The organism is Alterinioella sp. B-7 (genome assembly GCF_056857775.1).
Map to the genome: position 1 here is coordinate 163,034 of NZ_JBSXNT010000031.1, position 26,031 is coordinate 189,064.

The window sequence follows — 26,031 nt, forward strand, 5'->3', positions numbered from 1 at the left end:
CGGCAGGGAAGAGGAAGGCAGATGTCCTATATCGAGAGCCTGCGGCTCTTCATCCGGGTGGTCGATCTCGGCTCGATCACCTCGGGCGGGCGCGACCTGCGCCTGACGCCTGCTGTCGCCAGCAAGCGCATCAAGGAGCTTGAGGCCCATCTGGGCGTGCGCCTCTTCAACCGCACCACCCGGTCACTATCGCCCACCGAGGTCGGCAAGGTCTTCTACGGCGAGGCGCGCAAGGTGCTGGCCACGCTGGACAGCGCCGAGGCGCGGGTGGCCAATTTCTCGGACCATCCGCGCGGCGTGATCCGGGTGACAGCACCGCTTGGGGCGGGCCGCAGGATCATCGCGCCCCTGGTGCCGCAATTCGTCGATACCTACCCCGAAACCGAGGTCCGGATGCGCCTGTCGGATCGCAAGGTCGACATCATGGCCGACGGGCTGGACGTGGCCTTTTTCATCGGCAGCCCCGGCGACAGCACGCTGAAACTGCGCAAGATCATGGATTGCGACCGGGTGCTGTGTGCCGCGCCCTCCTACCTGGCGGAGTTCGGCACCCCCGAAAGCCCCGAAGACCTGATGCACGGCAAGGCCAATTGCCTGCTGCTGCGGTTTCCGCGCAGTCCCGAGTATTTCTGGGTGCTGCAAACCCCCGATGGCCCGCGCAAATTCGAGGTCGAGGGCAAATACGACGCCGATGACGGCGACGTGCTGACCGCCTGGGCGCTGGACGGGCGCGGCATCATCAACAAGCCACGTTTCGACGTGGCCGATCACCTGCGCGACGGGTCGCTGGTCGAGGTTCTGCCCGACACGCCGCCCGCGCCGTCGATGTTCGGCTGCCTCTACCCGCACAAGAAACTGCTCGACCCCAAGATCCGCGCCTTTGTCGATTTCATCGTCGAGCGCGGCGCGCCCCGGCTGGACCCCGAGATCTGAGCCCCCCGCATGTCGCAAAGGGGCTTGACCGGACCGACCCGCGCGGAGCCTTCTGGCTTTGAACCGGAAGGCAGGGAACATGAAGACGCAAACTCGGGTCGTCGTCATCGGCGGCGGCATCGCCGGATGCTCGACACTCTATCACCTGACGCAGGAGGGCTGGTCCGATGTGGTGCTGGTCGAACGCGATGAGCTGACCTCGGGCACCACCTGGCATTCGGCGGCGCAGGTGACGAATTTCGGCATGACCCAGACCATGGTCGGCCTCAAATCGCATTCCATCGCGCTCTACAAGAAGCTGCGCGACGATCCCGATTACCCGGTCGGCTATCACCATGGCGATGGCGGCATCCGTCTGGCCAACCGGCCCGAGCAGATGGAGGGCTATCGCCATTTCGCCTCCGTCGCGCGTGGCATGGGGGTGGAGTTCGAGGTCATCGACGCCGCTGAATGCGCCCGCAGGCATCCGCTGATCACCACCGACAACCTGATTGGCGGGCTTTGGGATGGCGAGGATGGCGATATCGACCCGGCGCAGCTGTGCCAGGCACTGGCCTTCCATGCGCGCAAGGCCGGGGCCGAGGTCTATCGTAACACTGCCGTCACCGGGCTGACGCAGAAAGCCGATGACAGCTGGACCGTGCATACCGACAAGGGTGACATCGACGCCGAGATCGTGGTCAACGCCTGCGGCTACCGCGTGAACGAGGTTGCGGCGATGATGGGGGTGCAGCACCCCGTGGCCTCGATGGAACATCAGTATTTCGTGACCGAGGACATCCCCGAGATCGCCAATGCCGACCACCGGATGCCGCTCTTGCGCTGTCCGATCAGCGATTACTACTGCCGCCAGGAAAAGAACGGGCTGCTGCTCGGGTTCTACGAACAGGATTGCAAGACCTGGGGGCTGGACGGTATCAGCCCGGACTTCTCCAACGACCTCTGCCCCGACGACCTCGACCGGGTGATGCGCGTGCTGGAAGGGGCCTTCGCGCGGATGCCGGTCCTGACCGAGGCCGGGATCAAGCGGGTGGTGAACGGCCCGATCACCTACACGATCGACGGCGCGCCGCTGGTGGGGCCCATTCCGGGCAAGCGCAATGCGTTCTGCATCATCGGACTGCGGGCGGGCGTTGGCGAGGGCGGCGGGCATGGCTGGCTGCTGGCACAACAGATCGTGCATGGCGAGGCCTGCTATGACACCTGGGGGCTCGACCCGCGCCGCTTCGGGCCACACGCCAATGTGGAGCTGACCGCGCTGAAGGCCATCGAGGATTACCAGAACGAGTTTCGCTTTCACTTCCCCAACGAACACCGCCCCGCGGGCCGCATGGCGCGCACCACGCCGCTGACCCCGGTGCTGGCCGCCGAGGGCGCGGCGTTTACCGTTGTGAACGGATGGGAACGGGCCGAGTATTTCAAGCCCGCCCCCGGTTTCCACGTCACCCACGGCTTTCGCTTCGACGAGAGCTTTGACGTCGTGGCGGCAGAGGTCGCCGCCGTGCAGACCGGCGTGGGCCTGTGCGAAGTGAACGGCTTCAACCGCTTCGAGATCACCGGCGCGGATGCGGTCGGCTTCCTTGACCGGATGATCTGCGGACGCCTGCCGCGCAAACCGGGCCGCGTCGGGCTGGCCTATCTGCTGAACCACAAGGGGCGGCTGAAATCCGAGGCGACGATTGCCAACATCCCGGCCTCGGATCGGGGACCGGGCCGGATCTGGTATGGTTCCGCCGCCGCGTCGGAACTGCATGACATGGATTGGCTGCGGGCCAATCTGCGGCAAGATGAAGACGTGCAGATCCGATCCCTGACCAATGACATGACCATCCTCGTGCTGGCCGGTCCGAAGGCGCGCGCGGTCCTGTCCAGCGTCGCGCGCGGCGACTGGTCGGCTGCCGCCTTCCCCTGGCTGTCCTTGCGCGAATGCTTCATCGGCATTGCGCCCGCGACCGTTCTCGCGGTCAGCTTCTCGGGCGAGCTGGCCTATGAGATCCACATCCCCAACGCCTCGCTGCACGCCGCCTACCTGGCGCTGCGGCTGGCGGGGGCCGACCATGACCTGCGGCTGTTCGGCGCGCTGGCGGTCGACGCCATGCGGATGGAGAAAGGGTACCTGCACTGGAAGGCCGATATCCTGACCGAGTTCGACCCCTACGAGACCGGCCTCGACCGTTTCGTCGACATGTCGAAACCCGATTTCATCGGCAAGCAGGCGCTGGCGGCGCGCGGCGGCAGGGTCGAACAGCGACTGGTCACGCTGACCCTCGACAGCACGGACGCCCCGGCCCATCCCGGGGCGTCCGTGTTGCTGGACGGCGTGGTTGTCGGCAGCGTCACCTCTGGCGCATGGGGGCACCGGGTGGGGCAGAACCTGGCCTATGCCTTCATCCGCCCCGACCTGGCCGGACCCGGCACCGGCATCGTGATCGACAGCCTCGACCGACCGGTTCCGGCCAAGGTCATCGCCGCCTGCCCCTATGACCCCGAGGGCACACGGATGCGCGGTTAGGCCGGGTTACTCACCCAACACCGCTTGCAGCCGCGCCATGACTTCCGCGCCCATGGCGGGGTTGTTGCGGGCCTGTTCGATCGCGGTGACCAGCGCCTCGCGGGCAATGGCGCCGATCTCGGCCCCCTCGACCATCTCCAGCGCGGCATCGGCGTCGAAAGTGGGCAACCCGGCCTCGGTGCTGTCTTCGGTGGCGTCCTCCATCGCGCTGGCGGCCTGTGCCTCCTCCACCTCAGCCTGCAGTGCCGCCATGTCGCGCTCGGCGCGGGCAAGCTCCGCCTCCAGCGTCACGACCTGATCCTCAAGCCGGGCGATCTGCGCTTGCGCCTCCGACGCCCCGGCGGCGGTCCCCTCCAGTTCCGTGCTGCGCGCCTCGGCGGCGGCGAGACGCGCCTCCAACTCGGCGCGGGCGGCGGCCCCGGCCTCGACCTGGGCCTGTGCCTCGGCCATGGCGGCCTGTGCGCGGGCCTCGGCGCTCAGGCTCTCTGCAAGCTCGCGTTCCAGGCTGGCGATCTCGGCGGCATCCTGGGTGCGGGCGGCCCGCATCTCCTCCAGCGCGGCCTGCGCGGCATTGCGCTCGGCAATCGCCGTCACCAGATTCTCCTGGCTGGCCTCCAGCGCCGCGCGCATCGTGGCCAGACGCTGTTCAAGGGCCGCCATCGCGCCATCATCCGCAACGCTGCCCGGCGTCGGCACCGGGCCGGTCGCGGCGACGCAATCCCATTTGCCGACATCGGGCCCGCCACTGATCTGGGCGCGGGTCTCGCTCAACAGCAGGTTGCCTTCGGCCAGGGCGACGCGGTAATTGCCCTGCGCCATTTCGATGACGACACCGTCATGGCCGACGAGGATATCCCCCCTGATCGTGTAGCGCTCGGTTCGGCCATTGACCTGGCATTCCACATCCAGTTCAACATCCGAAGATTCCCCGACCATCGGCGCGACGCCGTCGCCGGGGCCTTGCGTGGTGACGGGCGGCCCCGCCAGCGCGGGCGCGGCGAGAACCAGTGACAGGGGCAAAGCGGTGATGAAACGGGTCATGGCGGATGAAACCTCCCTGGAATTGCGTATATTGAATAAACGGTGCGACGGACGAATTTGTTTCCGGCTCGCATCCTCCCGCCCGAAAGCCTAGCCAATTTCCCGCATTCTGCATAGGGCGGTGGGTCAGGTCGGTGCCCGTGTACTCTGGAACCTGTGCGGCGAAATGCCGAAACGCGTACGGAACCTGCGCGAGAAATGGCTGCTCGAGTCGAACCCGCAGGCCGAGGCGACATCGGCCACCTTCAGGTCGGTTTCCGCCAGCAGCATCCGGGCACGGGTCAGGCGCAGATCGGTCAGGTATTGCTTGGGCGTGACGCCGACATGGGCCAGGAACAGCCTCTCGATCTGGCGGCGCGAGACGTCGAACTCCTCCGCAAGCTCATCCAGCGTGAAGAGGTCCTCGATATGCTCCTCCATGTAGCGCAGGATGCGCAGAAGCTTGCGGTTGCGGGTGCCGAGCGAGGCGGCGCGGCTGGCCTGCTGCGCCTCCTCCTCGGCGCGGTGGACCGGGTGCAGGCACATGTTCAGCACCGCCTGCGACAGGCCCGAGCCGAAGCGCCGCGAGATCAGGCTGAGGAAAAGATCGGTCGCCGCCGACCCGCCGCCACAGGTCAGGATACGCCCGTCGATGACGTAGAGCTGATCGAGCGGCTCCAACCCCGGAAAGGTCTCGCGGAAGGGCGGGATATTCTCCCAATGCAGGGTGAAGTCATGGCCCTTGAGGATGCCCGCCTTGGCCAGCGCGTAGGCCCCCGAACACAGGCCGCCGACGCTGTGGCCAAGCCGCCAGTGATGCCGGAGCAGCCCCGCGACCCGGTCGGTCACCACGGTGTCGGGCTCGACCCCGGAACAGACAAAGAGGCTGTCGGTGATCTCGGCCCCCGCCATGTCGGTCGAGGCGCTGATCTCGACCCCGTTGGAACAGCGCACCGGGCCGCCATCCTCGGTGATGGTCTGCCAGCGGTAAAGCTCCTGCCCTGTCAACTGGTTGGCGATGCGCAGGGGCTCAATGGCCGAGGAAAAGGCCAGCATCGACAGCTTGGGCAGCATCAGGAAGCTGATCACCTCGGCGGTCTGTCCCCCGGCCAGGTCCACCTGCGCCACGCCTTTGGGCACCACCGGCACGATCATAGCCCGAGGGCCCTGCGCCGTTCCTCCGCGAAGCCTTGCACGATGCGGTCCGAGATCAGCGCCAGGATCGCCATCGCCGCCCCCGCCGCGATGCCGAGGCCGACATCCGCCTGGCCAAGCGCCAGGTAGATCGACTGGCCAAGCCCGGTTGTGCCGATAAGCGCGGTGATGACCAGCATGGCGAAGGCATAGAGGATGGTCTGATTGAGCCCCAACAGGATCGTGGGGGCCGCGAAGGGTGCCCGCACGTCGCGCATGATCTGGGTCTTCGTGGCCCCCGCCGCGACCGCCGCTTCCAACAGCTCGGGCGGCGTCGTGACCAGCCCATGCCGGGTGTAGCGGATCATCGGCACGATGGCGTAGAGGATGATCGCCAGGAAGGCCGAGAACTCGCCGATCTGGAAGAACATCAGAACCGGGATCAGGAAGACGAAAAGCGGGATCGTCTGCAGCATGTCGCAGACGGGGCGGATGATCGCCCAGGCAATGCTGGAGACCGCCGAGAGAAGGCCAAGCAATCCGCCAAGCACCGCGCAGGCGATGACCGCCGCGCCGCAGAGGTAGAGCGACAGTAGCGCCCGTTCCCAAAGCCCCGATACCAGGATCAGCGCCAGCAGGACCAGCGCCAGCCGCGTCAGCTTCCAGCCGCCCGCGACCCAGGCCACCGCGCCGACACCGAAGAGGACGAAGGGCCAGGGCAGGTCCGCCACCCCGGTCTCAAGCACCACGGCCATGACCGGCAGGCTGGCCCCGAACGCCACACGGCCCGTCAGCGCGACCGCGAGGCCAAGCGCCGCACCGCCACCAAGCAGCACCCAGGACATGGTGGCGGTCCAGGAAAACCCCCAGGTGAAGGGCAAGACGGCGCCGTCCAACCCGATCCGCAGCGGCAGAAGGCCATAGAACATCGCGGTGTTCTTGATGCTGTCCAGCGTGGCGCCGGTCGCGCGGGTGAATTGGGTCAACGCGCCATCCACGGCCTCGACCGTCGGTGCCAGCAGCGCGATATCCGAGGCCGCGGGCAGCGCCGCCCAGGCATAGACCGCCAGCGCAGCGGAGGCGGCCAGGATGATCCAGGAAATCCGCAGGTCGTGGCGGTCCCGGTTGGTCGCCATCCGGGCCGAGATGCGGTCGATGATGATCGCGAAGGCCACGATCACCAGCCCGGCCAGAAAGCTCTGCCCGAAATTGGCCTGCCGCATCGTCAGCAGAACCTCCCAACCGATATCGTCGAAGCCCCCGATCACGGCGGCGATGATGACCATCGACAGCGCCGCCATCAGCGACTGGTTCACGCCGATCATGATCTGGGTGGAGGCCGCCGGAATCTCGACCAGCGCCAGTTGCTGGCGGCGGGTGGCACCGGCCATGATGCCCGCCTCCTTCACCTCCGCTTCGACCCGTTGCAGGCCGAGAAGCGTGTTGCGCGCCATCGGCGGGGCGGCGTAGATCGCGCTGGCGATGAGGCCCACCACGGGGCCGAACCCGAACAGCAGCAGCAGCGGCGTCAGATAGGCAAAGGTCGGCACAGTCTGCATCAGGTCCAGCGTCGCCTCGATCCAGGGCCGCGCGCGCGGGCTTTCATTGGCCCAGATGCCGATGAAAAGGCCCAGGATCAGCGCCAAAGGCACCGAGACGAAGACCAGCGCCAGCGTGTTCATCCCCTCGACCCAGTAGCCCGAGGCCAGCACGAAACCGAGGCCGATGGCGGAAAGCAGGGCCAGCGACAGCCCGCCCGCATACCAGCCAAGCGCCACCGTCGCGCCGATGATCAGCGGCCAGGGCGTCTGAACCAGCGCGACATTCACCCAATCCATCGGATAGCGCAGCAAGGTCGAGATCACTCGCACCACAGGCCGGATCAGGTCGAAGAGCCATCCCAAACCTTGCGAAATCCAGTCGGTCACCGGCAATGTCCAGGCCTCCGGCCACTCCCACAGCCAATCCGCCCGCCCCTCCAGCGCCAGGCAGATCGCGGCGACCAGCAGGCTGGCCAGCGCCGCGCGGGTGCCGGGGGTCAGGTACGGCAGGGCGGTAGCGGGGGGGGCGGTCTGGTCGGTCATTCGCTATCGACCGTCAATGCGTCGGCCAGTTCCTTGGGGTGGACATAGCCCGCCATCTTGCCGTCGCGGTCATAGACCGGCACCGGCTGATACAGATACATGCAGGCGGCAAGCGCGTCGTCCAGCGTCATGTCGATGCGCAGTTTGGGGTCGTCCGGCATCTCGGGCAGCGGCCCCTCGGTCTGGATCACGGAATCGAGGCAGGCATGGCGGCCCCGCGCCACGTCCTTGGAAAACTCGCGCACATAACCATCGACCGGTTTCAGCACGATCTCGGCAGGCGTGCCGATCTGCACGATACGCCCGTCGCGCATGATGGCGATGCGGTCGGCCAGTTTCAGCGCCTCGGTGATGTCATGGGTGATGAAGACGATGGTCTTGCGCAGGCCCGACTGGATCTTGAGGAACTCATCCTGCAACTGGCGGCGAATGAGCGGATCGAGCGCCGAGAACGGCTCGTCCAGGAACCAGATATCGGGATTCACGGCCAGCGACCGGGCAATGCCGACGCGCTGCTTTTGCCCGCCGGAAAGCTGCCTTGGATAGCTGTCCTCGCGCCCGTCGAGGCCGACCATGTCAAGCACCTCGAAGGCGCGCGCACGCCGCTCCGCGCGGGACTTGCCAAGCATTTTCAAGGGGAAGGCGACGTTCTCGGCCACCGTCATATGCGGGAACAGGCCGAAATGCTGGAACACCATGCCCAGTTTGCGGCGGCGCAGCTCGATCAGGCGCTTGGGGCTGGCGGCAAGAATGTCCTCGCCGTCGATCAGGACCGACCCGGCGGTCGGCTCCACCAGCCGCGAGATGCAGCGCACCATGGTCGACTTGCCGGACCCCGACAGCCCCATGATGACGAAAAGCTCGCCCTCGCGGACCTCGAACCCGGCATCCTGCACGGCAGGGATGAGTCCCAGTTGCTTCAACTCCTCGGCGGCCTCGGGGGCGGATCCGGTCCGCCCCCGTGCCTCTTTCAGCCTGGCCCTGGCATCATTGCCAAAGACCTGCCACAGCCCCTCGACGGCAATCGCCGGAGTGCCGTTCGCATCGGGTGTGGTCATGTCAGGCCCTTATTCGGTTGCCGCGGCGATCATGGCCGAGATTTCCTCGGAGTTCGCTTCCACATAGGCGGCCGCGACCTCCTCGACCGATTGCCCGTCGACATCGACCGCACCCATCATCGGCTGCTGGTCCTCGGTGGCCAATTGGTAGGCTTCCAGGATCTCATAGGCGGCGGGCCATTGCTCCTCGAACCCGGACCAGGCCACCTTGAAGATGCGCGAGGGCAGGAAATCGCAGTCAAAGGTCGCATCGGGGTTCACGCCCCAGGACGGATCCTCGTAGCATTCCGGCGTGCCCGCGGGCAGATCGACAAAGGTCAGATCATAGGCCGAGACCGCCCAATGCGGCTGCCAGAACACCATCAGAAGCGGCGTCTCGCGTTCGGTCGAGGCGCGCAATTCGGCGATCAGCGCCCCTTCGGACCCTGCGGGCACGGCGCGGTAGGGCAGTTCCAGACCGGCAACGCGGTCCGCCCCCGGCGTGCCCCAATCGGCGGGGTAATCCACCAGGCGGCCCTGGGGGATGGTTTCCGCCGTTGCGAATTGCATCGCGCAGTCATTCAGCGCCTCCCAGGCCGGCAGGCCGGGGCAGATCTCGGCGACATGGGCGGGGTAGACAAAGCCCTCGCGCGCGGTCAGGCCAAGGTCCGAGACCTCGACCACGCCGCCCGCTTCCAGCTGGTCGTAATACTGGTCCGAGACGTTCGATTCCCACACTTCCAGCGCGGCGTGAATCTCGCCATCGGCCATCGCCTGGTACATGTTCATGTAGCCGGCGGTGACATATTCGACGGTATAGCCCGCCTCCTCCAGGATCTGGCCCGCGATTTGCGTGGTCAGGTGCTGCCCGGTCCATTCATTGATCGCCAGCCGGATCGGCGTGCCGGTATCGCCCAGTTCGGCGGCCTGCGCGCCCCCGATGGTGGACAGCACAACGGCTGCGATTGCGAGTTTCTTCATGTCTTGCTCCCTGTTGTTGGCCGCCCTTCGCGGGCCGCTCTGATCAGATTACGGGCGTCCCCCTGGTGATCCTCACCGGAATGGACACCAATTTGACCGGATCGGCCCTGGCGGGCCGAGCCGAAGCACTCTTCCTTGATGCAGACGGTCGCCGCCCGCGCGCCGGTAACTCCTGTATTCCGGGCGCAGTATGGCGCGGTTTCGTGCCAAGATTCCACCCCCTTGCGCGCCCTGCCCCCGCTTACTGCCCCTTGGCCGCCCGTTCGGCCAGCAGTTTCGACAGCCAGTCGGGGTCCATCTCGGGCACCGAGGACAGCAGCAATTCCGTGTAGGGATCATGCGGCGGCTGGAACATGTCGGTCTTGGGCCCCTGTTCGACCACCCTGCCCTCCTTCATCACCACGACCTCGTCGGCGATGGCCTTCACCGTCGCCAGATCGTGGGTGATGAACATATAGGCTAGGTCGAACTCGGTCTGGAGCTTGTCCAGCAGCTTGAGGATGCCCTCGGCGACCAGCTGATCCAGCGCCGATGTGACCTCGTCGCAGATGATGAACCGGGGTTCGGCGGCCAGGGCGCGGGCGATGCCGATGCGCTGTTTCTGCCCGCCCGACAGCTCGGATGGCAGGCGGTCGATATAGTCGTCCGGCTCCAGCTCGATCAGGTCCAGGAGGTTGCGGATGCGTTCGGTCAGCTTGCGGCCGCGCAGCCCCAGATACATCTGCGCGGGCCGGCCGATCAATTCGCGGATGCGCAGTTTCGGGTTCAGCGCGGTGTCGGCCATCTGGTAGATCATCTGCGCCTGGCGCAACTGGTCACGGCTGCGCTGGCGGTAATCGGGCGGCAGTGCCTCACCGTCGAACAGAACCTCGCCCCGGCGCGGCGGCAGGAGGCCGGTGATCACCCGCGCCGTGGTCGATTTGCCGGACCCGGATTCGCCCACCACGGCGACGGTGCGGCGCTGGTGAATGTCGAAATTCACATCCATCAGCACATCGACCGTGCCATATCCCGCGGTCACGTTGCGCACCGAGACAACGGGCGTGGTGCCTTTCCCGACCGGCGGCTGTTCCGCGCGGGTATGACTGCGCACGGCCCAAAGCGACTTGGTATAGTCCTCCTGCGGGGCGCTCAGCATCGTGTAGGTATCGGCCTCCTCGACCTCGTCGCCCTTCAGCAGCACCTTGATCCGGTCGGCCATCTGCGCCACCACCGCCAGGTCATGCGTGATGTAGATCGCGGCGGTGTCGAATTGCTCGACGATATTGCGGATCGCGGCCAGAACCTCGATCTGCGTGGTCACGTCCAGCGCCGTGGTCGGTTCGTCGAAGATGATCAGATCGGGGCGGCAGGACATCGCCATTGCCGTCATCGCGCGCTGCAACTGCCCGCCCGAGACCTGGTGCGGATAGCGAAAGCCGATGCTGTCGGGGTCGGGCAACTGCATCCGGCGGTAGAGGTCCACCGCGTCGCGCTCGGCCTCCGCCTTGCCCATGACGCCATGCTGCACCGGGGCCTCGGAATACTGGTCGATCAGCTTGTGGGCGGGGTTGAAACTGGCCGCCGCCGATTGCGCGACATAGGCGATGCGCTTGCCCAACAGCTTGCGCCGCGTGTCCTTTCCGGCCTTGCGCAGGTCGATCCCGTCAAAGTCGATGGTCCCGCCCGAGATGCGGCAGCCGTCGCGCGTGAACCCCATCGCGGCGAGGCCGACGGTGGATTTCCCCGCCCCCGATTCCCCGATCAGGCCCAGAACCTCGCCCTTGCGCAGGGTCAGGTCCACACCGTTGACGATCGGCGACCAGGTCTCGTCCGAGCGGCCCTCGATCCGGAGATCCTTGATGGTCAGCAGCACATCCTTGTCGGCGAATTGATCGCTCATATCGTTACTCCTTCAATCCGCTGGCGCGATGCAACTGCCAGTCGACGACGAAGTTCACCGAGACCGTCAGCAGCGCGATGGCGCCCGCCGGCAGCAGCGGCGTGATGTCGCCAAAGCTGATCAGCGTCGCGTTTTCCTTCACCATGGAGCCCCAATCCGCCATCGGCGGCTGCAACCCGAGCCCAAGGAAACTGAGCGCCGAGATCGCCAGGAAGACAAAGCAGAAGCGCAACCCGAACTCGGCCACCAGCGGGGCCAGCGCATTGGGCAGGATTTCCCGCGTGATCAGGTGCCACTTGCCCTCGCCGCGCAGCTTGGCGGCCTCGATATAGTCCATCACCACGATATTGACGGCGACGGCACGCGCCAGGCGATAGACACGGGTGGAATCGATCACCGCGATCACCAGGATCAGCGTCACAATGGAGGTGCCGAAGATGGTCAGCAGCAGAAGCTGGAAGATCAGCGACGGAATCGCCATCAGCGCATCGACAGCCCGGCTGAGAACCTGGTCCAGCCAGCCGCCCACGGTCGCCGCCAGCAGCCCCAGGATGGATCCGATGAGGAAGGCCAGCGCCGTGGTGGCGAAGGCGATGCCGACCGTGTTGCGCGCGGCAAAGATCATCCGCGACAGCATATCCCGGCCAAGCGTGTCGGTGCCGAGCCAATGCTCACCGTCCCAGGGCTGGAACTCGCGCCCCACGATCTGCGTCTCGGGGTATGGCGCGATCAGCGGCGCGAAGACCGCGACGACGATATAGATCAGGATCATCAGCATCCCGAAACTGGCGGTCAGCGGCGCGGTGCGCATCTCCTTGGCGATGCCCCTGGGGCTGACCAGGGTCATCACCGTCTTGAACAGCCAGCCCGCGGCCATGGCGGCCACGATGAAACCGATGAAGTAAAGGATGTTCAGCAGAATTCCCATATCCCAACCCCCTCAGCGACGATGGATGAGACGCGGGTTCGACAGGGTCGAAAGCACGTCCGCAAGAAGGTTGAGCAGCACATAGGCCGAGGCGAAGATCAGCGCCACCGCCTGCACCACCGGCATATCGCGCGAGGCGACGCTGTCGACCATCAACTGGCCGAGGCCGGGATAGACGAAGACCACCTCGACCACCACGACGCCAGTGATCAGATAGGCGAGGTTCAGCGCGATCACGTTGATGATCGGGGCCAGCGCATTGGGCAGCGCATGTTTCACGATCACCCGCATCGGGTTCATGCCCTTGAGACGCGCCATCTCGATATAGGGCGATGCCAGCAGGTTGATGATCGCGGCCCGCGTCATCCGCATCATGTGGGCGGTCACCACCAGCGTCAGCGTCAGCGCCGGCAGGAAGGTGCGATAGAGGATCTCTCCCCACCCCGCCGTGGCCGGGATCCGCGCCATTGACGGGAACACCCCGGTCTGCGCCAGCCACAGGATCAGGATATAGGCCACGAAGAATTCAGGGAAGGAAATCGCCGTCAGCGCGGAGGCATTGGCGATGCGGTCGAACATGGAGTTGCGAAAGAGCGCCACCAGGATGCCCAGGATCAGCGACAGCGGCACCGCGATGGCCGCGGCATAAAGCGCCAGGAACAGCGTGTTGCCAAGCCGCGTGGCGATCAGGTCGGCCACGGGGCGCCGGTTGGACAGAGAATTGCCGAAATCGCCCGTCACGACCCCGCCGAGCCAGTCGAAATAGCGCGTCACCATCGGTTGATCGAGCCCCAGTTCGCGCCGGATGGCGGCCACAGTCTCCGGCGTTGCGGACTGGCCCAGGAATTCTTGCGCGAAATCGCCGGGCAGAAGTTCCGTCGCCAGGAAGATCAGCACCGATACGATAAACAGCGTAAGCAGCCCGAGCGCCAATCGCTTCGCGATCATGCTCCAGATATGTGACATTCGTTCCCCCTCGTTGGGTCGCCGCGCCATCTTGCGTGCCGCTGGCCATGGGTCGTCATTTGAAAAACCCCCGGCCGTTTGGCCGGGGGTCAGGGGTGGGATCAGGCGAACCACCAGCGTTCCGCGATGCGGTGACCGTCATTGGCCCAGTTCGAGGCAATCTCCTCCTCGTGGGCAAGGCTGTCGGAATACGCGCTGACATAGGCCGCGAACATCGGGATGATGGTCGAGCCTTCGTCGGACACGATCCGCTGCATCTCGAAATACATCTCGCGACGCAGGTCGTCGTCCAGCTCGGACCGGGCCTGCACCATCAGCTCGTTGAAGCGCTCATGGCTCCAGTAGCTCTCGTTCCAGGGCGCGCCGTCGGCATAAGCCGTGGCGAACATCCAGTCCTCGGTCGGGCGCCCGCCCCAATAGGTGCCGACAAAGGGCAGCTGCATCCAGACATTGGACCAGTAACCGTCATTGGGCTCGCGTACGACATTGAGGTTGATCCCCGCCGCCGCCGCCGATTCCGCGAACAGAACCCCTGCGTCAATCGCGCCCGCAAAGGCCGCATCGGCCAGGTGGATATCGACATCCAGGCTGTCGACACCGGCCTGTTGCAGGTAGTAGCGCGCCTGGTCGGGATCGTAGCTCTTCTGTTCCAGCTCGGTGTTGAAATAGCGCTGGCCGGGGCCGATCGGATGGTCGTTGCCGACCGAGCCATAGCCGTTGAGGATGGTTTCGACCATCTGCTCGCGGTCGATGGCATATTTCAGCGCCATGCGGATGTTGTTGTCGCTGAAGGGGGCGGCGCGGCTGTCCATAGGCAGGCCGTAATGCTGCGTCCCGGTGATCGACAGGACCTCCACGCTCGGCGCGCGGGCCAGAAGGTGAACGGTGTTCAGGTCGACGCCGTCGATGTAATGCACCTCGCCCGACATCAGCGCGTTCTGGCGCGCCGCGTTGTCATGGATCGAGATGATCTGAACGCCGTCGAAGAAGGCCGAGTTCGGCTTCCAATATCCTTCATGGCGCGAGAAATTGGCCTCGACCCCCATCTCGATGCTGTCCAGCACATAGGCCCCGCAGCCGTCGGTCGTCATCGGATCAATCGCGCCATCGGTCGAGGGCAGGATCGGCAGGTGGTAATCCGACACGATGAACGGGAAGTCCGCGTTACCTTCGGAGAGCGTGATGATCACGTTCATGCCGTCGGCCCGCATCTCGGTGATCGATTCGATGATCGGCTTGGCGGCGGAGGTCGAATCCTCGCCCAAGTGATGCTGCAATGACGCGATCACGTCTTCGGCCGTCACCGTGCCGCCCGAATGATACTGCACATCGGGACGGATGGTGAAGGTCCAGATCCGCGCATCCGGGGAGGCTTCCCAGCTTTCGGCCACTTCCGGCACCAGGCTGCCATCGGTGGCGATCTCGGTCAGGAAACCGTTGCGCGTGTGCGACATCAAGATGGTGAAGTCGTTCTCCCACGAGCCGGGATCGAGGCTGTCGGTGGTCGAGCCATGCGCCAGCCCGATCTTCAGCGTGCCGCCGCGCGTCGGTTGCGCACGGGCCATGCCCGCGCCCATCGGCCCGATCAAGGCCGCGCCGCCAAGCGCCGATGCGCCCTTCAGCACGCCACGGCGGCTGACACCGCCGGTAATCAAGGATGAGTTCCTCATTTGTCTTTCTCCACTGTTGGTTAATTCAGGTCAGGGACCCTCCCGGGTTCATCCCGGGTTGGGCGCAGAAATCGGGGCGCGCCGGACAAGGCTAGGCCGCCGCGGCAAGAACTGATGGATTCCCCAAACATGAGCGCAGTTTTGCATGAGACGGTCGGGACCGGAACCACTTTTCGACAGGTTGGGGCCGGTTTGCGACATCACTTCACGGTGTAAGGCAATATTCTTTCGCGTTCACGCGCCGAAAACGTCCAAACTTCGCCGGTTTCGGATGCGCGCGAAATGCGTGATGTTGCGACAAACCGCGAAAACCGCAGCCCGACAGACCCGGAGGACCACGCATGCCCACCCCGCCCAATATCGTCCTGATCATGGCCGACCAGCTTGCCCCGCACTTCACCGGCACCTATGGCCACCCGCTGGTGAAGACGCCGCATATGGATGCACTGGCCGAAACCGGCACGCGCTTCGATGCCGCCTATTGCAACTCGCCGCTTTGCGCGCCCTCGCGCGCGTCTTTCATGACCGGGCAGTTGGTCTCGAAGATCGGCGCCTATGACAACGCGGCCGAGTTCGGCGCCTCCATCCCCACCTTCGCGCATTACCTGCGGATGATGGGCTATCGCACCTGCCTCAGCGGCAAGATGCATTTCGTCGGCCCCGACCAGCTGCACGGGTTCGAGGAAAGGCTGACCACGGATGTCTACCCCTCCGATCACGCCTGGACGCCGGATTGGGATCACCCCCACGACCGCATCGACAAATGGTATCACAACATGGAGTCGGTGCAGGAGGCCGGCCCCGCCGCCACCAGTTTCCAGATCGAGTTCGACGAGGAAACCACCTTTGCCGCCCGCCGCCGCATCTTTGAATACGCGATGTCTGGCACCGCCCCCTTTGCGATGGTCGTCAGCCTGATCCACCCGCATGACCCCTACGTGCCCCGGCCCGAGTTCTGGGACCTCTACGACACTGCCGACATCGACATGCCCGAAACCGGCCTGACCGACGACCCGCACACCCGGAGAGTTCATCACGGCATCGCCGCCGACATCCAGCCGGTCACCGATCAGCAAATCCGCAACGCGCGCCACGGCTATTATGCCAACACCTCCTATTTCGACAGCAAGGTCGGCGAGGTCGTGAAGGCCCTGAAGGAGAGCGGCCAGTATGACAACACGATCATCATCGTGACCTCGGACCATGGCGACATGCTCGGCGAGCGCGGGCTGTGGTACAAGATGAGCTTCTTCGAGCACTCCGCCCGCGTGCCGATGATCGTCTCCGGCCCCGGCGTGCAGGCCCGCGCCGTGGGCGAGCCTGTCAGCCTGATGGACCTGCTGCCCACCTTCCTCGACATCGCGGCCAGCGAAGGGGCCGATACGCCGCCCCCTGCCATGCCTCTGGATGGCCGGTCACTCTGGCCGCTGCTGAAGGGGGCTGTGGATAACCCTGATGGGGGCGAGGTGCTTGGGGAATATTGTGCGGAATGTGCAAGCCACCCCATTTTCATGATCCGGCGCGGTCCGTGGAAATACATTCACTGCCAGGTTGATCCCCCTCAACTCTTTAACATTTCCGATGATCCGATGGAGCGCAACAACCTGGCCGACGATCCCGCGCAGGGGGCACGGGTGGCAGAATTCCAAGCAGAGATTGCCGAGCGCTGGAACGAGGCCGATCTGTATTCCCGCGTTCTGGCCTCGCAAAGCCAGCGCAGGCCGGTCTATCAGGCGATGGAGATCGGCAAACTGGTCTCCTGGGACTACAACCCGCCCCGCGACGCGTCACAGGAATATGTCCGCAACCACATGGATTGGACCGTCGCAGCCGAGAAAACCCGCTTTCCACCTTTCCAAAAGAAATGAATGGCTTACAGGTCGTTCTTCCGTGGATATAAATTTGATCAAAAGATTTCGGCCTGTTTGCGGGCCGAAATCCCCCCTCCGGCCCCGTCATGTCTCTTGCGATTCAATGAACTGGACGGGACGCCGTTTAGACATTGTTTATCAAGGCCTTGCGCGCCCTGGATAAGGCAAAATAAAACGCTCTGGCCGATTTCCAGACCGTCACCGCCCCGCGACGCGCCAGAATCCGGCGAAAGCGTCAGCCGTCCCTGTCCAGAATATCGCAGGCCTTGCGCGCCAGCGGCCCCGCCAGCGCCCCCACGGCCATCGCACGATCCGAGGAGGCATTGCCCTGCAACGCGCGGAACTTCACGCCCTGCACAATCGCGGCCAGACGAAAGAGGCCGAAGACCAGGTAGAAAGGCCAGTCTCGGATCTCTGAAATCCCCATCCGCTCGCAATAGCGCGCGACGTATTCCGCCTCCTCCGGCAGCCCCGATGCGCCCCTCTCGACGCCCTCCAGACCGCTCAACACAGGTCCCGGCGGCATCCGCCACAACATGCATTGATAGGCCAGATCGGCCAGCGGATGGCCAAGCGTCGAGAGCTCCCAATCCATCACCGCAACCACCCGCGGGGCGTCATCCGCGAACATGATATTGTCCAGCCGGTAGTCGCCATGGACCAGCGAAACGCGCCCGTCATCGCCCACCATATTGGCCTCCAGCCAGGTCATGATGCGCTCCATTTCCGGCATCTCGCCGGTTTCCGTGGCGCGATACTGGCGCTGCCATGTGGCGAATTGGCGGGCGTAATAGCCGCCCGGACGGCCAAAATCCGACAGCCCCGCCGCCTCCAGATCGACCGAATGGATCGCCGCCAGCGTCGCGTTCATCGCGTCATAGACCTGCGCCCTCTCGCCCGCCTCAAGCTCGGGCAGGGCGGGGTTCCAGAACACCCTGCCCTGGACAAACTCCATCACGTAGAACATCGCCCCGATGACATCCTCGTCGGCGCAAAGATGCAGTGTGCGGGCCACCGGGACGTCGGAACCTTCCAGCGCGCGCAGCACCCGGAACTCCCGATCCACCGCATGGGCCGATTTCAAAAGCGCGCCACCGGGCTTGCGGCGCAGCACATAGCGTCCGCTGTCGGCCTCAAGCAGATAGGTCGGATTCGACTGCCCGTCGCTGAATTTCCGCACCGCGCGCAGGCCGCGGAAGCCGTCCAGATGCGCCTCCAGGTAGCGCCCGAGGGGTCCGACAGCCAGGTCACTGCCCATGATGCGCCCGCACCAATTGCCGCCCGAGCGCCATCATATGCACCTGGTCCGGCCCATCCGCGAGCCGGATCTGGCGCGCGTAATTGAACAGCTCGGCCAGCGGAAAGTCCCCGGTCAGTCCCGCGCCGCCATGGATCTGGATCGCCCGGTCGATCACTCTCTGCGCCATCTTCGGGGCCACGATCTTGATCGCCGCAATGAGGTCGCGGGCGGATTTGGCCCCTTCGGCATCCACCTTCGCCGCCGCCTTCAGCGTCAAGAGCCGCGCCTGCTCGATCTCGCACCAACTGAGCGCGATATCCTCGCGCACCGACTGATGCTCGCTCAGCTTCCGCCCGAAGGTGCGCCGCTCCTCCACGCGGGTCAGCACCAGGTCCAGCGCCCTTTGCGCTGCCCCCACCAGCCGCATGCAGTGGTGAATCCGTCCCGGCCCAAGCCGCCCCTGCGCGATCTCGAAACCGCGCCCCTCCCCAAGCAGCATGCTCTCGGCCGGCACCCGCACGTCGCGAAACACGATCTCGGCCTCGCCGAAGGGCGCGTCATTATAGCCGAAGGTCGAGACATGGCGCACGATCTCCAGCCCCTTCGCGTCGCGCGGCACCAGGATCATGCTCTGCTGCTTGTGGCGGTCGGCTTCCGCGTCGGTCTTGCCCATCACGATGAAGACGGCGCAGCTCTCGCGCATGCCGCCCGTGGTGTACCATTTGCGCCCGTTGATGACATACTCGTCGCCGTCGCGGCGGATCTCGGTGCGGATATTCGTTGCATCGGAGGAGGCGACATCGGGTTCCGTCATGGCAAAGCCCGAGCGGATCTCGCCCGCCATCAGCGGCGTCAGCCAGCGCGCCTTCTGCGCCTCCGAGCCATAGAGCAGCAGCGTCTCCATATTGCCGGTATCGGGCGCGTTGCAGTTGAAGATCTCGGGCGCCCACCAGACCCGCCCCATGATCTCGGCCAGTGGCGCGTAATCGAGGTTGCTCAGGCTGCCGCCATGCGCGGGCGGCAAGAACAGGTTCCACAGCCCCGAACGCTGCGCCTCGCGCTTCAGATCTTCCATGAAATCGGGCGTGCGAAAGGGCGTGTCCGTGGTCTCGAAATGCGCCCGGAACCCGGCCTCGGCGGGGTAGATATGGGCCTCCATGAACGCTTCCAGCCGCGCCCGCATCTCCACCACTTTCTCACTCGGTTCAAAATCCATGATTGCCCTTCCCGCCATTTGTCCAGAGCCTCCGCCGCCGGTCCGCCCAAGTCAACGCTTGCCTTCGGGTCCGCCCCCTCTTTAGCCTTGCCTGACCCATCAGGAGGCCCGCAGATGACCCCCCATCCCCTATTCGACCTCACGGGCCGCATCGCCCTCATCACCGGGGCCAGCCGCGGCATCGGTGAGGCCATCGCCCACCTGCTGGCCGAGCATGGCGCGCACGTGATCTGTTCCAGCCGCAAGCCCGAGGGGTGCGAGGCCGTCGCACAGGCCATCCGCGACAAGGGCCTCCGCGCCGAAAGCCATCCCTGCCATATCGGCGAGATGGACCAGATCGCGGCCACCATCGCGCATGTCGAGGCCAGGCATGGGCGGCTCGACATCCTCGTCAACAACGCCGCCACCAACCCCTATTTCGGCCATATCCTGGACACCGATCCGGGCAGCTTCCAGAAGACGCTCGACGTGAATATCCGCGGCTATTTCTTCATGTCGCAAGCGGCGGGCAAACTGATGCGGGCGCAAGGCAAGGGGGCCATCGTCAACGTCGCGTCAGTGAACGCGCTGGAGCCCGGAGACGCGCAGGGCACCTATTCCATCACCAAGGCGGCGGTGGTGAACATGACGCAGGCCTTCGCCAAGGAATGCGCCTCTCTCGGTCTCCGCGTCAACGCCATCGCACCGGGATGGACGCGGACCAGGTTCGCGGGCGCGCTTCTCGACAGCAAACCGCATCACGACGCGATCATGGCCCGCCTGCCGATGAAGCGCCCGGCAGAGCCGCAGGAAATGGCCGGGGCCGCGCTCTACCTCGTCTCCGACGCGGCAAGCTACACGACGGGCGAATTGCTGGTCGTGGATGGCGGCCTGACGATCTGAAGCGGCACCCTGCCCCCATCTTCTTGGCCCAAATACTCACCCTTCCGCGCCCGAAGGGCGCGTGGATCGACGCGCGCAACGCGCGCGGCGACACCTCCGCAGAAGCCCCGATTTCTCATCTTCTTCGTGTAATTACCTGAAAGAAAGCGCGCCCGAAGGGCGCGCGGATCGACGCGCGCAACGCGCGCGGCGAAACTCCTCCATACGGGAGAAAACGGCGGATCCCGAACGCGATCCGCCGCTCGATCCTTGTCACCCCGGCGACATCCCCCGCAGCCGTTCCGACCGCCGCCTGAGCAACTCCACCGTGGTCAGCAGGCAGATCGAGATGATCACGAGGATGGTCGCCACCGCCAGGATCGTCGGGCTGATCTGTTCGCGCAGACCGATGAACATCTGCCAAGGCAGCGTTTTCTGCCCCGCCGACCCCACGAAGAGGACCACCACGACCTCGTCGAACGAGGTGATGAAGGCAAAAAGCCCGCCCGAGATCACGCCGGGCAGGATCAGCGGCATCTGCACCCGGAAGAAGGTCGTCACCGGATCGGCGCCCAGATTGGCCGAGGCCCGCGTCAGCGACTTGTCGAACCCCACCAGCGTGGCGGTGACGGTGATGATCACGAAGGGAATGCCAAGGGCCGCATGGGCCAGCACGACGCCCAGATAGGTGCCCTGCAACCCGATCCGGCTGTAGAAGAAATACATGCCGGCGGCCGAGATGATCAGCGGCACGATCATCGGCGAGATCAGGATCGCCATGATCGCGCCCTTGAAGGGCACATGGCTCTGGCTCAAGCCGATCGCGGCCAGCGTGCCCAGTGACACCGACAGCAGCGTCGCGGCGGGCGCGATCTTGACCGAGTTCCACAGCGGCTGCTGCCAGTCGGGGTTGGTGAAGAAATCGCGGTAGTGTTGCAGGCTGTAACCCTCGGGGTCCAGCCGCAGCATCTCCGGCGTGAAGGTAAAGAAATCCTCGGCGTTGAAGCTCAGCGGGATGATCGTGATGATCGGCGCGATCAGGAAGAAGAAGATCAACCCGCAGATCACCCGAAAGCTGTAATACCAGATCTTCTGGCCGGTGGAGGCATAGATTGGAAGGCTCATGATCTTTACCCCAGTTTCACGTTGTCGATGCCGACGATCCGGTCATAGGCCCAGTAGAGCGCCAGGACGAGGATCAGCAGGATGGACCCGAGGGCCGCCGCCAGACCCCAGTTGAGCGAGGTCGAGATGTGATAGGCGATCCGGTTCGAGATGAAGGTGCCGGTGCGCCCCCCCACCAGTTCGGGCGTGATGTAATAGCCGATGGCGAGGATGAAGACGAGGATGCAGCCCGCCCCGATCCCGGGCACGCTTTGAGGGAAATAGACCCGCCAGAACGCCGTCCAGTCGGTCGCGCCAAGCGATTTGGCGGCACGCACATAAGAGGGCGGGATGGTCTGCATCACCGAATAGAGCGGCAGGATCATGAAGGGCAGCAGGATATGCGTCATCGCGATGATCGTGCCGGTCTGGTTGTTAATCAGCGCCAATCGGTCATTGTCGGCCACCAGGCCGATCCAGACCAGGATATCGTTGATCACGCCCTGTTGCTGCAACAGCACCTTCCAGGCCGAGGTCCGCACCAGCAGCGACGTCCAGAACGGCAGCAGAACCAGGATCAGCAGGATGTTCGATATCCGCATCGGCAGGTTCGCCAGCAGGAAGGCAATGGGATAGCCAAGCAGCACGCAGGAGCCCATGATCACCAGCGACATGAACATCGTGCGCTTGAAGAGCGTCAGGTAGACCCGCAGGTCTTCGGATTGCGGCTCGATCCCGTCGGCGGTCAGTTGCAGGTCGACGGCGGTCAGGAAATAGCCGGCGGTGTAGTTCGGGCTGTAGACCCAGATGGTCTCGAACACGGCCGGGTCCAGCCAATCCTCGTCGATCTCGGCGAATTGCTCGCGCAGCGACACGGTCTCGAACGCGCCGACGGCCTCCGCCGCCTCGGAGAGCATCGCGTTGGACCCATCATATCCGCGCGCCGCAAGATCACGATAGAGCGCCGTATAGACGTAATCTTCGACATCCTCCTCCAGAGGGTCATCCTCGTTGGCCTCGATGGTGACATTGACCCAGCCGTCATAGGCGCTGGCGGTTTCCGGCAGGGCGGCGCGGACGCTTTCATCCGCCATCAGCGTGGCCCAGACCCGCGGGTCGGCCCAATCGGCGTTCAGCTCGGTGAACTGGTCGGTATAGATATCGGTGTCGAACCGGCCCACGCCGCGCCCCGACTGGCGGAACAGCGACGACACGCCGGTCATCTCGTAATTCAGGCGGCTGCCGACGCGGCTGTGGATGCGGAACTCGGCGGCCTCGAAAAGGTCATAGTAGAGCGCGGCATAGACGTCTTCGGATGGCGGCTGATCGTGATCCTCCCAATCCTCCAGCGCGACCACCGTGCGCGGCAGCGTCTCGGAGACGATCTGGTTCTCGACCGAGCGAAACAGCATATCCGCGATCGGCATGATGAAGGTGATCATGATGAACAGCAGAAGCGGCGCGATCAGCAGAAGCGCCCGCATCTTCTGGGCCCTCAGCGCCCGGCGCAGGCTGGCCTTGAGGGGGCGTCCGTCGGCGGCCAGGACGGGGCCGGATTTCGCTTCGGTCTGTGCGGCTGCGTCTGTCATGTCTCAGGTGCCTTCCACGACGAGGATCACGCTGTCGGCACTTGCCCTGCGGATCGCTGCGACATCTTGATATTCGGGATCGTTATAGGCAGCGAGGGCCGCCTCATAGCTTGGAAACTCGATCACCACATGACGGTCGCCGGCTTGGCCTTCCATCACCTGCGCCTGACCGCCCCTGACGATGAATTTCGCGCCGAGACGTTCCAGGATGGGCGTGTCGCGGCGGATATATTCCGGGTAACTGTCGGGGTCTGTCACCGTGATATGGCCGATGATGTAGCCTTTGGGCATCTGTCCCGCCTTGTTGGTTTTTCTCTGGGCGGGGAAGGCGGGGAACCCCCCGCCCTACCCTGTTTTTCAGGTCGTGGGGCGGGGGTCACCCCGCCGCCACGGATCGCTTATTGCGACAGCCAGGCCTGGAAACGGGCGTCCAGGTCGTCACGGTAATCGGCCCACCACTCGTAGTTGTAGAGGAAGGTGCGTTCCGCGTTTGCCGGATCGGTCGGCATATGCGGGGCCATGGCGATACCCAGTTCGGCGTGATCCCCCACCAGCGGGGCCGAGCTTGCGCGCGCCGGGCCGTAGGAGATGTATGCCGCCTGATCACCCAGACGCTGCGTGTCGGTGGCGAAGTAGAGGAAGTCCAGCACGCGGGCCAGGCGATCCTCGGGCAAACCCTCGGGGATGATCCAGCCATCGAGGTCATAGACCTGCGCGTCCCAGAGCATGGCGACCGGCTGGTCCTGCTCTTCGATCACGCTGAAGAGACGCCCGTTATAGGTCGAGCCGATCACGACCTCGCCATCAGCCAGAAGCTGCGGCGTGTCGGCACCGGCGGACCACCAGACGGTCTCGTCACGGATGGTTTCCAGCTTGTCGAACGCCATCTGGATACCTTCTTCGGTCTCCAGCATGTCATAGACGTCTTCCTCGGCAACACCCGAGCACAAGAGCGCCCATTCCATGTTGTTGATCGGGCGACGCTCCAGCGACCGCTGACCGGGGAAGGCTTCCAGGTCGAACACGTCGCAGATGTCATCCGGCGTGCGGCCGTTCCATTCCTCGACATCGGTGCGATAGCCGAAGGTGGTGGAATAGACGATCTGCGGGATGAAGCAGTCGCTGACGATCAGGTCGCCGAAATCCTCGGAGGCAGGGGTGCCATCGGGGGCCGGGGCCAGAACCTCGTCATGGTCGATCTCCATGGCCAGACCCTCGTCGCACAGACGAATGGCGTCCGAGGCCACGACATCGACCAGGTCCCAGGTGATGTTGCCGGCTTCGTTCATGGCGCGCAGACGGGCCACGGCCTCGTTCGAGCTTTCGTCCCAGACGATCTCGACGCCGGGATTGTTCTCCATGTAGGGCTCCGCGTAGGCGGCAACCTGGCTGGCCTGATAGGCCCCGCCCCAGCTGACCAGGGTCAGGCTGTCGGCCATATGCGCTTCGGCGCTGGCCATGGTGGCGGACATCGCCATACCAGTTGTCAGCATAAGTGCTGATTTCAGTTTCATATTTCTCTCCTCTGTTGGTCGTTCTGTTCGCGTTATCGGCCCCCTTTGGCATTGCACGCGCCGGGGGCTCTCCACTTTGCTCAGGCGTCCAGTGCCCGGCAATCCTTGGCCCGCCAGCCGATCTCGATCTGTTCGCCGGGTTGCAACCGGCGCTGATCGGGGGCGTTGCGGGTCTTGATAAAGAAATCATCATTTCCGGCGACACGCAAACGGGTGCGGTAGATGTCGCCCATATAGATGAACTCCAGCACCTCGGCCTTGACGGTGTGGGCGCCGGGTTGCAGGCGGGAGGGGTCGTATTCGACCCGCTCGGGCCGGATCGAGACCAGCGTGCGGTCGCCCACCTTGGTGACGTTGACGGGCAGCGTGTCGATCAGCTCGCCATCGTCCAGCTTGACCACGGCAAGGTCGTTCTCGATGCTTTCGACCGTGCCCATCAGCGTGTTGTTCTCACCGATGAACTGCGCGACGAAGCTGTTTTCGGGCGATTCATACAATGTATCGGGTGCGGCAAGCTGCTGGATGCGGCCATCGTCGAACACCGCGACCCGGTCCGACATGGTCAGCGCCTCGGTCTGGTCGTGGGTCACGTAGACCGTGGTGATGCCCAGATTATGCGCCAGGTTGGTGATCTCGAACTGCATCTTCTCGCGCAGCTGCTTGTCCAGCGCGCCAAGCGGCTCGTCCATCAGCACCAACTCGGGCTCGAAGACCAGCGCCCGGGCGAGTGCCACCCGCTGCTGCTGACCGCCCGAAAGCTGCGCCGGACGGCGGCCGCCAAACGATCCCATCTCGACCATGTCCAGCGCGCGCTGCACCTTCTGTTCGCGGTCGGACTTGCCGATCTTGCGCACCTCCAGCGGGAAGGACAGGTTCTCCGCGATCGTCATATGCGGGAACAGGGCGTAATTCTGGAACACCATTCCGATACCGCGCTTATGCGGCGGGATGTTGTTGATCGGCTGGCCGTCCAGCAAGATCTCGCCATGTGTCGCGGTCTCGAAGCCCGCCAGCATCATCAGGCAGGTCGTCTTGCCCGAGCCCGAGGGCCCCAACATGGTCAGGAATTCACCTTTGCCGATTGCGAGATTGAGGTCTTTTACGACCAGGTTTTCACCGTCATAGCTTTTCTGCACACGGTCAAAGACCACGAAATGGTCTGCGTCAGAACTTGCGTTCATGAATCTTCCCTGTTCTTCGGCGCTTGCGCGCTTCCTGTGGCCATTGCGGCATCATTGCGGCGCTTCCTGATACAACCGGGTCGAAAAACGACAATACACGGCCAGAAAACGACATCGTCCCAGCCTCTTCACTGTAAGAGCTTGATATTCGCTGTCCACCCGTTTTCTTGAAGGTCACTGGAAACGACCTGCAAGAGGCCACCATCCCGGAACCTGCATTGAGGTCGGATGGCATCCTGAAGCACTCAATTTTTTCGTTCATGATCAGAGGGTTAGGCCCATCCTCTCCGGTCTTCAAAAAGGATGCG

Annotated in this window: 20 protein-coding genes and 1 pseudogene; 4 read left to right on the forward strand and 17 right to left on the reverse strand. The window is 64.6% G+C overall.

Annotated features, from left to right (window positions below):
* Window positions 1–21: 21 nt before the first annotated feature.
* Together AC13C7_RS09120 and AC13C7_RS09125 are read left to right on the forward strand one after the other, a co-directional pair.
* Window positions 22–933 (forward strand): LysR family transcriptional regulator, encoded by a 912-nt coding sequence (locus AC13C7_RS09120; RefSeq protein WP_474888938.1) that lies wholly within the window; start codon window positions 22–24, stop codon window positions 931–933.
* A gap of 79 nt (window positions 934–1,012) precedes the next feature.
* Window positions 1,013–3,445 carry a GcvT family protein gene (locus tag AC13C7_RS09125; protein WP_482867281.1) on the forward strand — a complete coding sequence of 811 codons (2,433 nt, stop codon included), beginning with the start codon at window positions 1,013–1,015 and terminating at the stop codon, window positions 3,443–3,445.
* A gap of 6 nt (window positions 3,446–3,451) precedes the next feature.
* Here the strand turns inward: AC13C7_RS09125 and AC13C7_RS09130 are convergent, their stop codons facing one another.
* The 9 genes from AC13C7_RS09130 to AC13C7_RS09170 all read right to left on the reverse strand — a co-directional run bounded on the left by AC13C7_RS09130 (window position 3,452) and on the right by AC13C7_RS09170 (window position 15,147).
* Entirely contained in the window at window positions 3,452–4,486 is a 1,035-nt protein-coding gene (locus AC13C7_RS09130; RefSeq protein ID WP_172320878.1) for a coiled-coil domain-containing protein, read from the reverse strand.
* 126 nt (window positions 4,487–4,612) lie between these two features.
* Complete coding sequence (locus tag AC13C7_RS09135; RefSeq protein ID WP_172320879.1) at window positions 4,613–5,620, reverse strand: GlxA family transcriptional regulator; 1,008 nt, start codon at window positions 5,618–5,620, stop codon at window positions 4,613–4,615.
* Entirely contained in the window at window positions 5,617–7,683 is a 2,067-nt protein-coding gene (locus AC13C7_RS09140) for an ABC transporter permease (protein ID WP_482867282.1), read from the reverse strand. The genes AC13C7_RS09135 and AC13C7_RS09140 overlap by 4 nt, the downstream gene beginning before the upstream one ends.
* Entirely contained in the window at window positions 7,680–8,741 is a 1,062-nt protein-coding gene (locus tag AC13C7_RS09145; RefSeq protein ID WP_482867283.1) for a quaternary amine ABC transporter ATP-binding protein, read from the reverse strand. Before AC13C7_RS09145 ends, AC13C7_RS09140 begins: the two co-directional genes overlap by 4 nt.
* Before the next feature lie 9 nt (window positions 8,742–8,750).
* Window positions 8,751–9,701, reverse strand: a complete 951-nt coding sequence (locus tag AC13C7_RS09150) for an ABC transporter substrate-binding protein (RefSeq protein WP_172320882.1) — start codon at window positions 9,699–9,701, stop codon at window positions 8,751–8,753.
* Between the two features lie 241 nt (window positions 9,702–9,942).
* Window positions 9,943–11,583: an ABC transporter ATP-binding protein gene (locus AC13C7_RS09155; RefSeq protein ID WP_172320883.1), complete on the reverse strand. Its 1,641-nt coding sequence runs from the start codon at window positions 11,581–11,583 to the stop codon at window positions 9,943–9,945.
* Window positions 11,584–11,587: 4 nt separating this feature from the next.
* Window positions 11,588–12,511: an ABC transporter permease gene (locus AC13C7_RS09160; RefSeq protein WP_172320884.1), complete on the reverse strand. Its 924-nt coding sequence runs from the start codon at window positions 12,509–12,511 to the stop codon at window positions 11,588–11,590.
* A 12-nt stretch (window positions 12,512–12,523) separates the two neighbouring features.
* Window positions 12,524–13,477 (reverse strand): ABC transporter permease, encoded by a 954-nt coding sequence (locus AC13C7_RS09165; protein WP_172320885.1) that lies wholly within the window; start codon window positions 13,475–13,477, stop codon window positions 12,524–12,526.
* Between the two features lie 101 nt (window positions 13,478–13,578).
* A complete protein-coding gene (locus AC13C7_RS09170) occupies window positions 13,579–15,147 on the reverse strand; it encodes an ABC transporter substrate-binding protein (protein WP_482867284.1) in 1,569 nt (522 codons plus the stop codon).
* Window positions 15,148–15,488: 341 nt separating this feature from the next.
* On the opposite strand from AC13C7_RS09170, the gene betC reads away from it, so the two are divergent.
* The gene (gene betC, locus AC13C7_RS09175) at window positions 15,489–17,015 is read left to right on the forward strand and encodes a choline-sulfatase (protein WP_172320887.1); all 1,527 of its coding nucleotides are present in this window, start codon (window positions 15,489–15,491) and stop codon (window positions 17,013–17,015) included.
* Window positions 17,016–17,253: 238 nt separating this feature from the next.
* Here the strand turns inward: betC and AC13C7_RS09180 are convergent, their stop codons facing one another.
* Window positions 17,254–18,276 (reverse strand): phosphotransferase family protein, encoded by a 1,023-nt coding sequence (locus AC13C7_RS09180; RefSeq protein WP_482867285.1) that lies wholly within the window; start codon window positions 18,274–18,276, stop codon window positions 17,254–17,256.
* Complete coding sequence (locus AC13C7_RS09185) at window positions 18,266–19,474, reverse strand: acyl-CoA dehydrogenase family protein (RefSeq protein ID WP_482867286.1); 1,209 nt, start codon at window positions 19,472–19,474, stop codon at window positions 18,266–18,268. The genes AC13C7_RS09180 and AC13C7_RS09185 overlap by 11 nt, the downstream gene beginning before the upstream one ends.
* Before the next feature lie 114 nt (window positions 19,475–19,588).
* Between AC13C7_RS09185 and AC13C7_RS09190 the strand changes: the two genes are divergently transcribed.
* Entirely contained in the window at window positions 19,589–20,356 is a 768-nt protein-coding gene (locus AC13C7_RS09190; RefSeq protein ID WP_482867287.1) for an SDR family oxidoreductase, read from the forward strand.
* A gap of 252 nt (window positions 20,357–20,608) precedes the next feature.
* Here AC13C7_RS09190 and AC13C7_RS09195 read toward each other — a convergent pair.
* The 6 genes and pseudogenes from AC13C7_RS09195 to AC13C7_RS09220 form a co-directional block, all read right to left on the reverse strand.
* Window positions 20,609–21,433: pseudogene (locus AC13C7_RS09195) on the reverse strand (ABC transporter permease); the annotation flags it as partial.
* A gap of 32 nt (window positions 21,434–21,465) precedes the next feature.
* Window positions 21,466–23,028 carry an ABC transporter permease gene (locus AC13C7_RS09200; protein ID WP_482867288.1) on the reverse strand — a complete coding sequence of 521 codons (1,563 nt, stop codon included), beginning with the start codon at window positions 23,026–23,028 and terminating at the stop codon, window positions 21,466–21,468.
* A 3-nt stretch (window positions 23,029–23,031) separates the two neighbouring features.
* Entirely contained in the window at window positions 23,032–23,319 is a 288-nt protein-coding gene (locus tag AC13C7_RS09205; RefSeq protein ID WP_172320893.1) for a DUF1330 domain-containing protein, read from the reverse strand.
* 107 nt (window positions 23,320–23,426) lie between these two features.
* Complete coding sequence (locus tag AC13C7_RS09210; protein ID WP_172320894.1) at window positions 23,427–24,542, reverse strand: extracellular solute-binding protein; 1,116 nt, start codon at window positions 24,540–24,542, stop codon at window positions 23,427–23,429.
* A gap of 80 nt (window positions 24,543–24,622) precedes the next feature.
* Entirely contained in the window at window positions 24,623–25,723 is a 1,101-nt protein-coding gene (locus tag AC13C7_RS09215) for an ABC transporter ATP-binding protein (RefSeq protein WP_172320895.1), read from the reverse strand.
* Window positions 25,707–25,985, reverse strand: coding sequence for a hypothetical protein (locus AC13C7_RS09220; RefSeq protein ID WP_172320896.1), 279 nt, complete (start codon window positions 25,983–25,985; stop codon window positions 25,707–25,709). The genes AC13C7_RS09215 and AC13C7_RS09220 overlap by 17 nt, the downstream gene beginning before the upstream one ends.
* Window positions 25,986–26,031: the final 46 nt, after the last annotated feature.

Coding starts and splice junctions, on each gene's coding strand:
- AC13C7_RS09210 (WP_172320894.1), bottom strand. CDS start 24,542: ATGAAACTGAAATCAGCACTTATGCTGACAACTGGTATGGCGATGTCC.
- AC13C7_RS09215 (WP_172320895.1), bottom strand. CDS start 25,723: ATGAACGCAAGTTCTGACGCAGACCATTTCGTGGTCTTTGACCGTGTG.
- AC13C7_RS09130 (WP_172320878.1), bottom strand. CDS start 4,486: ATGACCCGTTTCATCACCGCTTTGCCCCTGTCACTGGTTCTCGCCGCG.
- AC13C7_RS09125 (WP_482867281.1), top strand. CDS start 1,013: ATGAAGACGCAAACTCGGGTCGTCGTCATCGGCGGCGGCATCGCCGGA.
- AC13C7_RS09140 (WP_482867282.1), bottom strand. CDS start 7,683: ATGACCGACCAGACCGCCCCCCCCGCTACCGCCCTGCCGTACCTGACC.
- AC13C7_RS09180 (WP_482867285.1), bottom strand. CDS start 18,276: ATGGGCAGTGACCTGGCTGTCGGACCCCTCGGGCGCTACCTGGAGGCG.
- AC13C7_RS09145 (WP_482867283.1), bottom strand. CDS start 8,741: ATGACCACACCCGATGCGAACGGCACTCCGGCGATTGCCGTCGAGGGG.
- AC13C7_RS09120 (WP_474888938.1), top strand. CDS start 22: ATGTCCTATATCGAGAGCCTGCGGCTCTTCATCCGGGTGGTCGATCTC.
- AC13C7_RS09220 (WP_172320896.1), bottom strand. CDS start 25,985: ATGAACGAAAAAATTGAGTGCTTCAGGATGCCATCCGACCTCAATGCA.
- AC13C7_RS09155 (WP_172320883.1), bottom strand. CDS start 11,583: ATGAGCGATCAATTCGCCGACAAGGATGTGCTGCTGACCATCAAGGAT.
- AC13C7_RS09200 (WP_482867288.1), bottom strand. CDS start 23,028: ATGACAGACGCAGCCGCACAGACCGAAGCGAAATCCGGCCCCGTCCTG.
- AC13C7_RS09185 (WP_482867286.1), bottom strand. CDS start 19,474: ATGGATTTTGAACCGAGTGAGAAAGTGGTGGAGATGCGGGCGCGGCTG.
- AC13C7_RS09170 (WP_482867284.1), bottom strand. CDS start 15,147: ATGAGGAACTCATCCTTGATTACCGGCGGTGTCAGCCGCCGTGGCGTG.
- AC13C7_RS09160 (WP_172320884.1), bottom strand. CDS start 12,511: ATGGGAATTCTGCTGAACATCCTTTACTTCATCGGTTTCATCGTGGCC.
- AC13C7_RS09205 (WP_172320893.1), bottom strand. CDS start 23,319: ATGCCCAAAGGCTACATCATCGGCCATATCACGGTGACAGACCCCGAC.
- AC13C7_RS09150 (WP_172320882.1), bottom strand. CDS start 9,701: ATGAAGAAACTCGCAATCGCAGCCGTTGTGCTGTCCACCATCGGGGGC.
- AC13C7_RS09135 (WP_172320879.1), bottom strand. CDS start 5,620: ATGATCGTGCCGGTGGTGCCCAAAGGCGTGGCGCAGGTGGACCTGGCC.
- AC13C7_RS09190 (WP_482867287.1), top strand. CDS start 19,589: ATGACCCCCCATCCCCTATTCGACCTCACGGGCCGCATCGCCCTCATC.
- AC13C7_RS09165 (WP_172320885.1), bottom strand. CDS start 13,477: ATGTCACATATCTGGAGCATGATCGCGAAGCGATTGGCGCTCGGGCTG.
- betC (WP_172320887.1), top strand. CDS start 15,489: ATGCCCACCCCGCCCAATATCGTCCTGATCATGGCCGACCAGCTTGCC.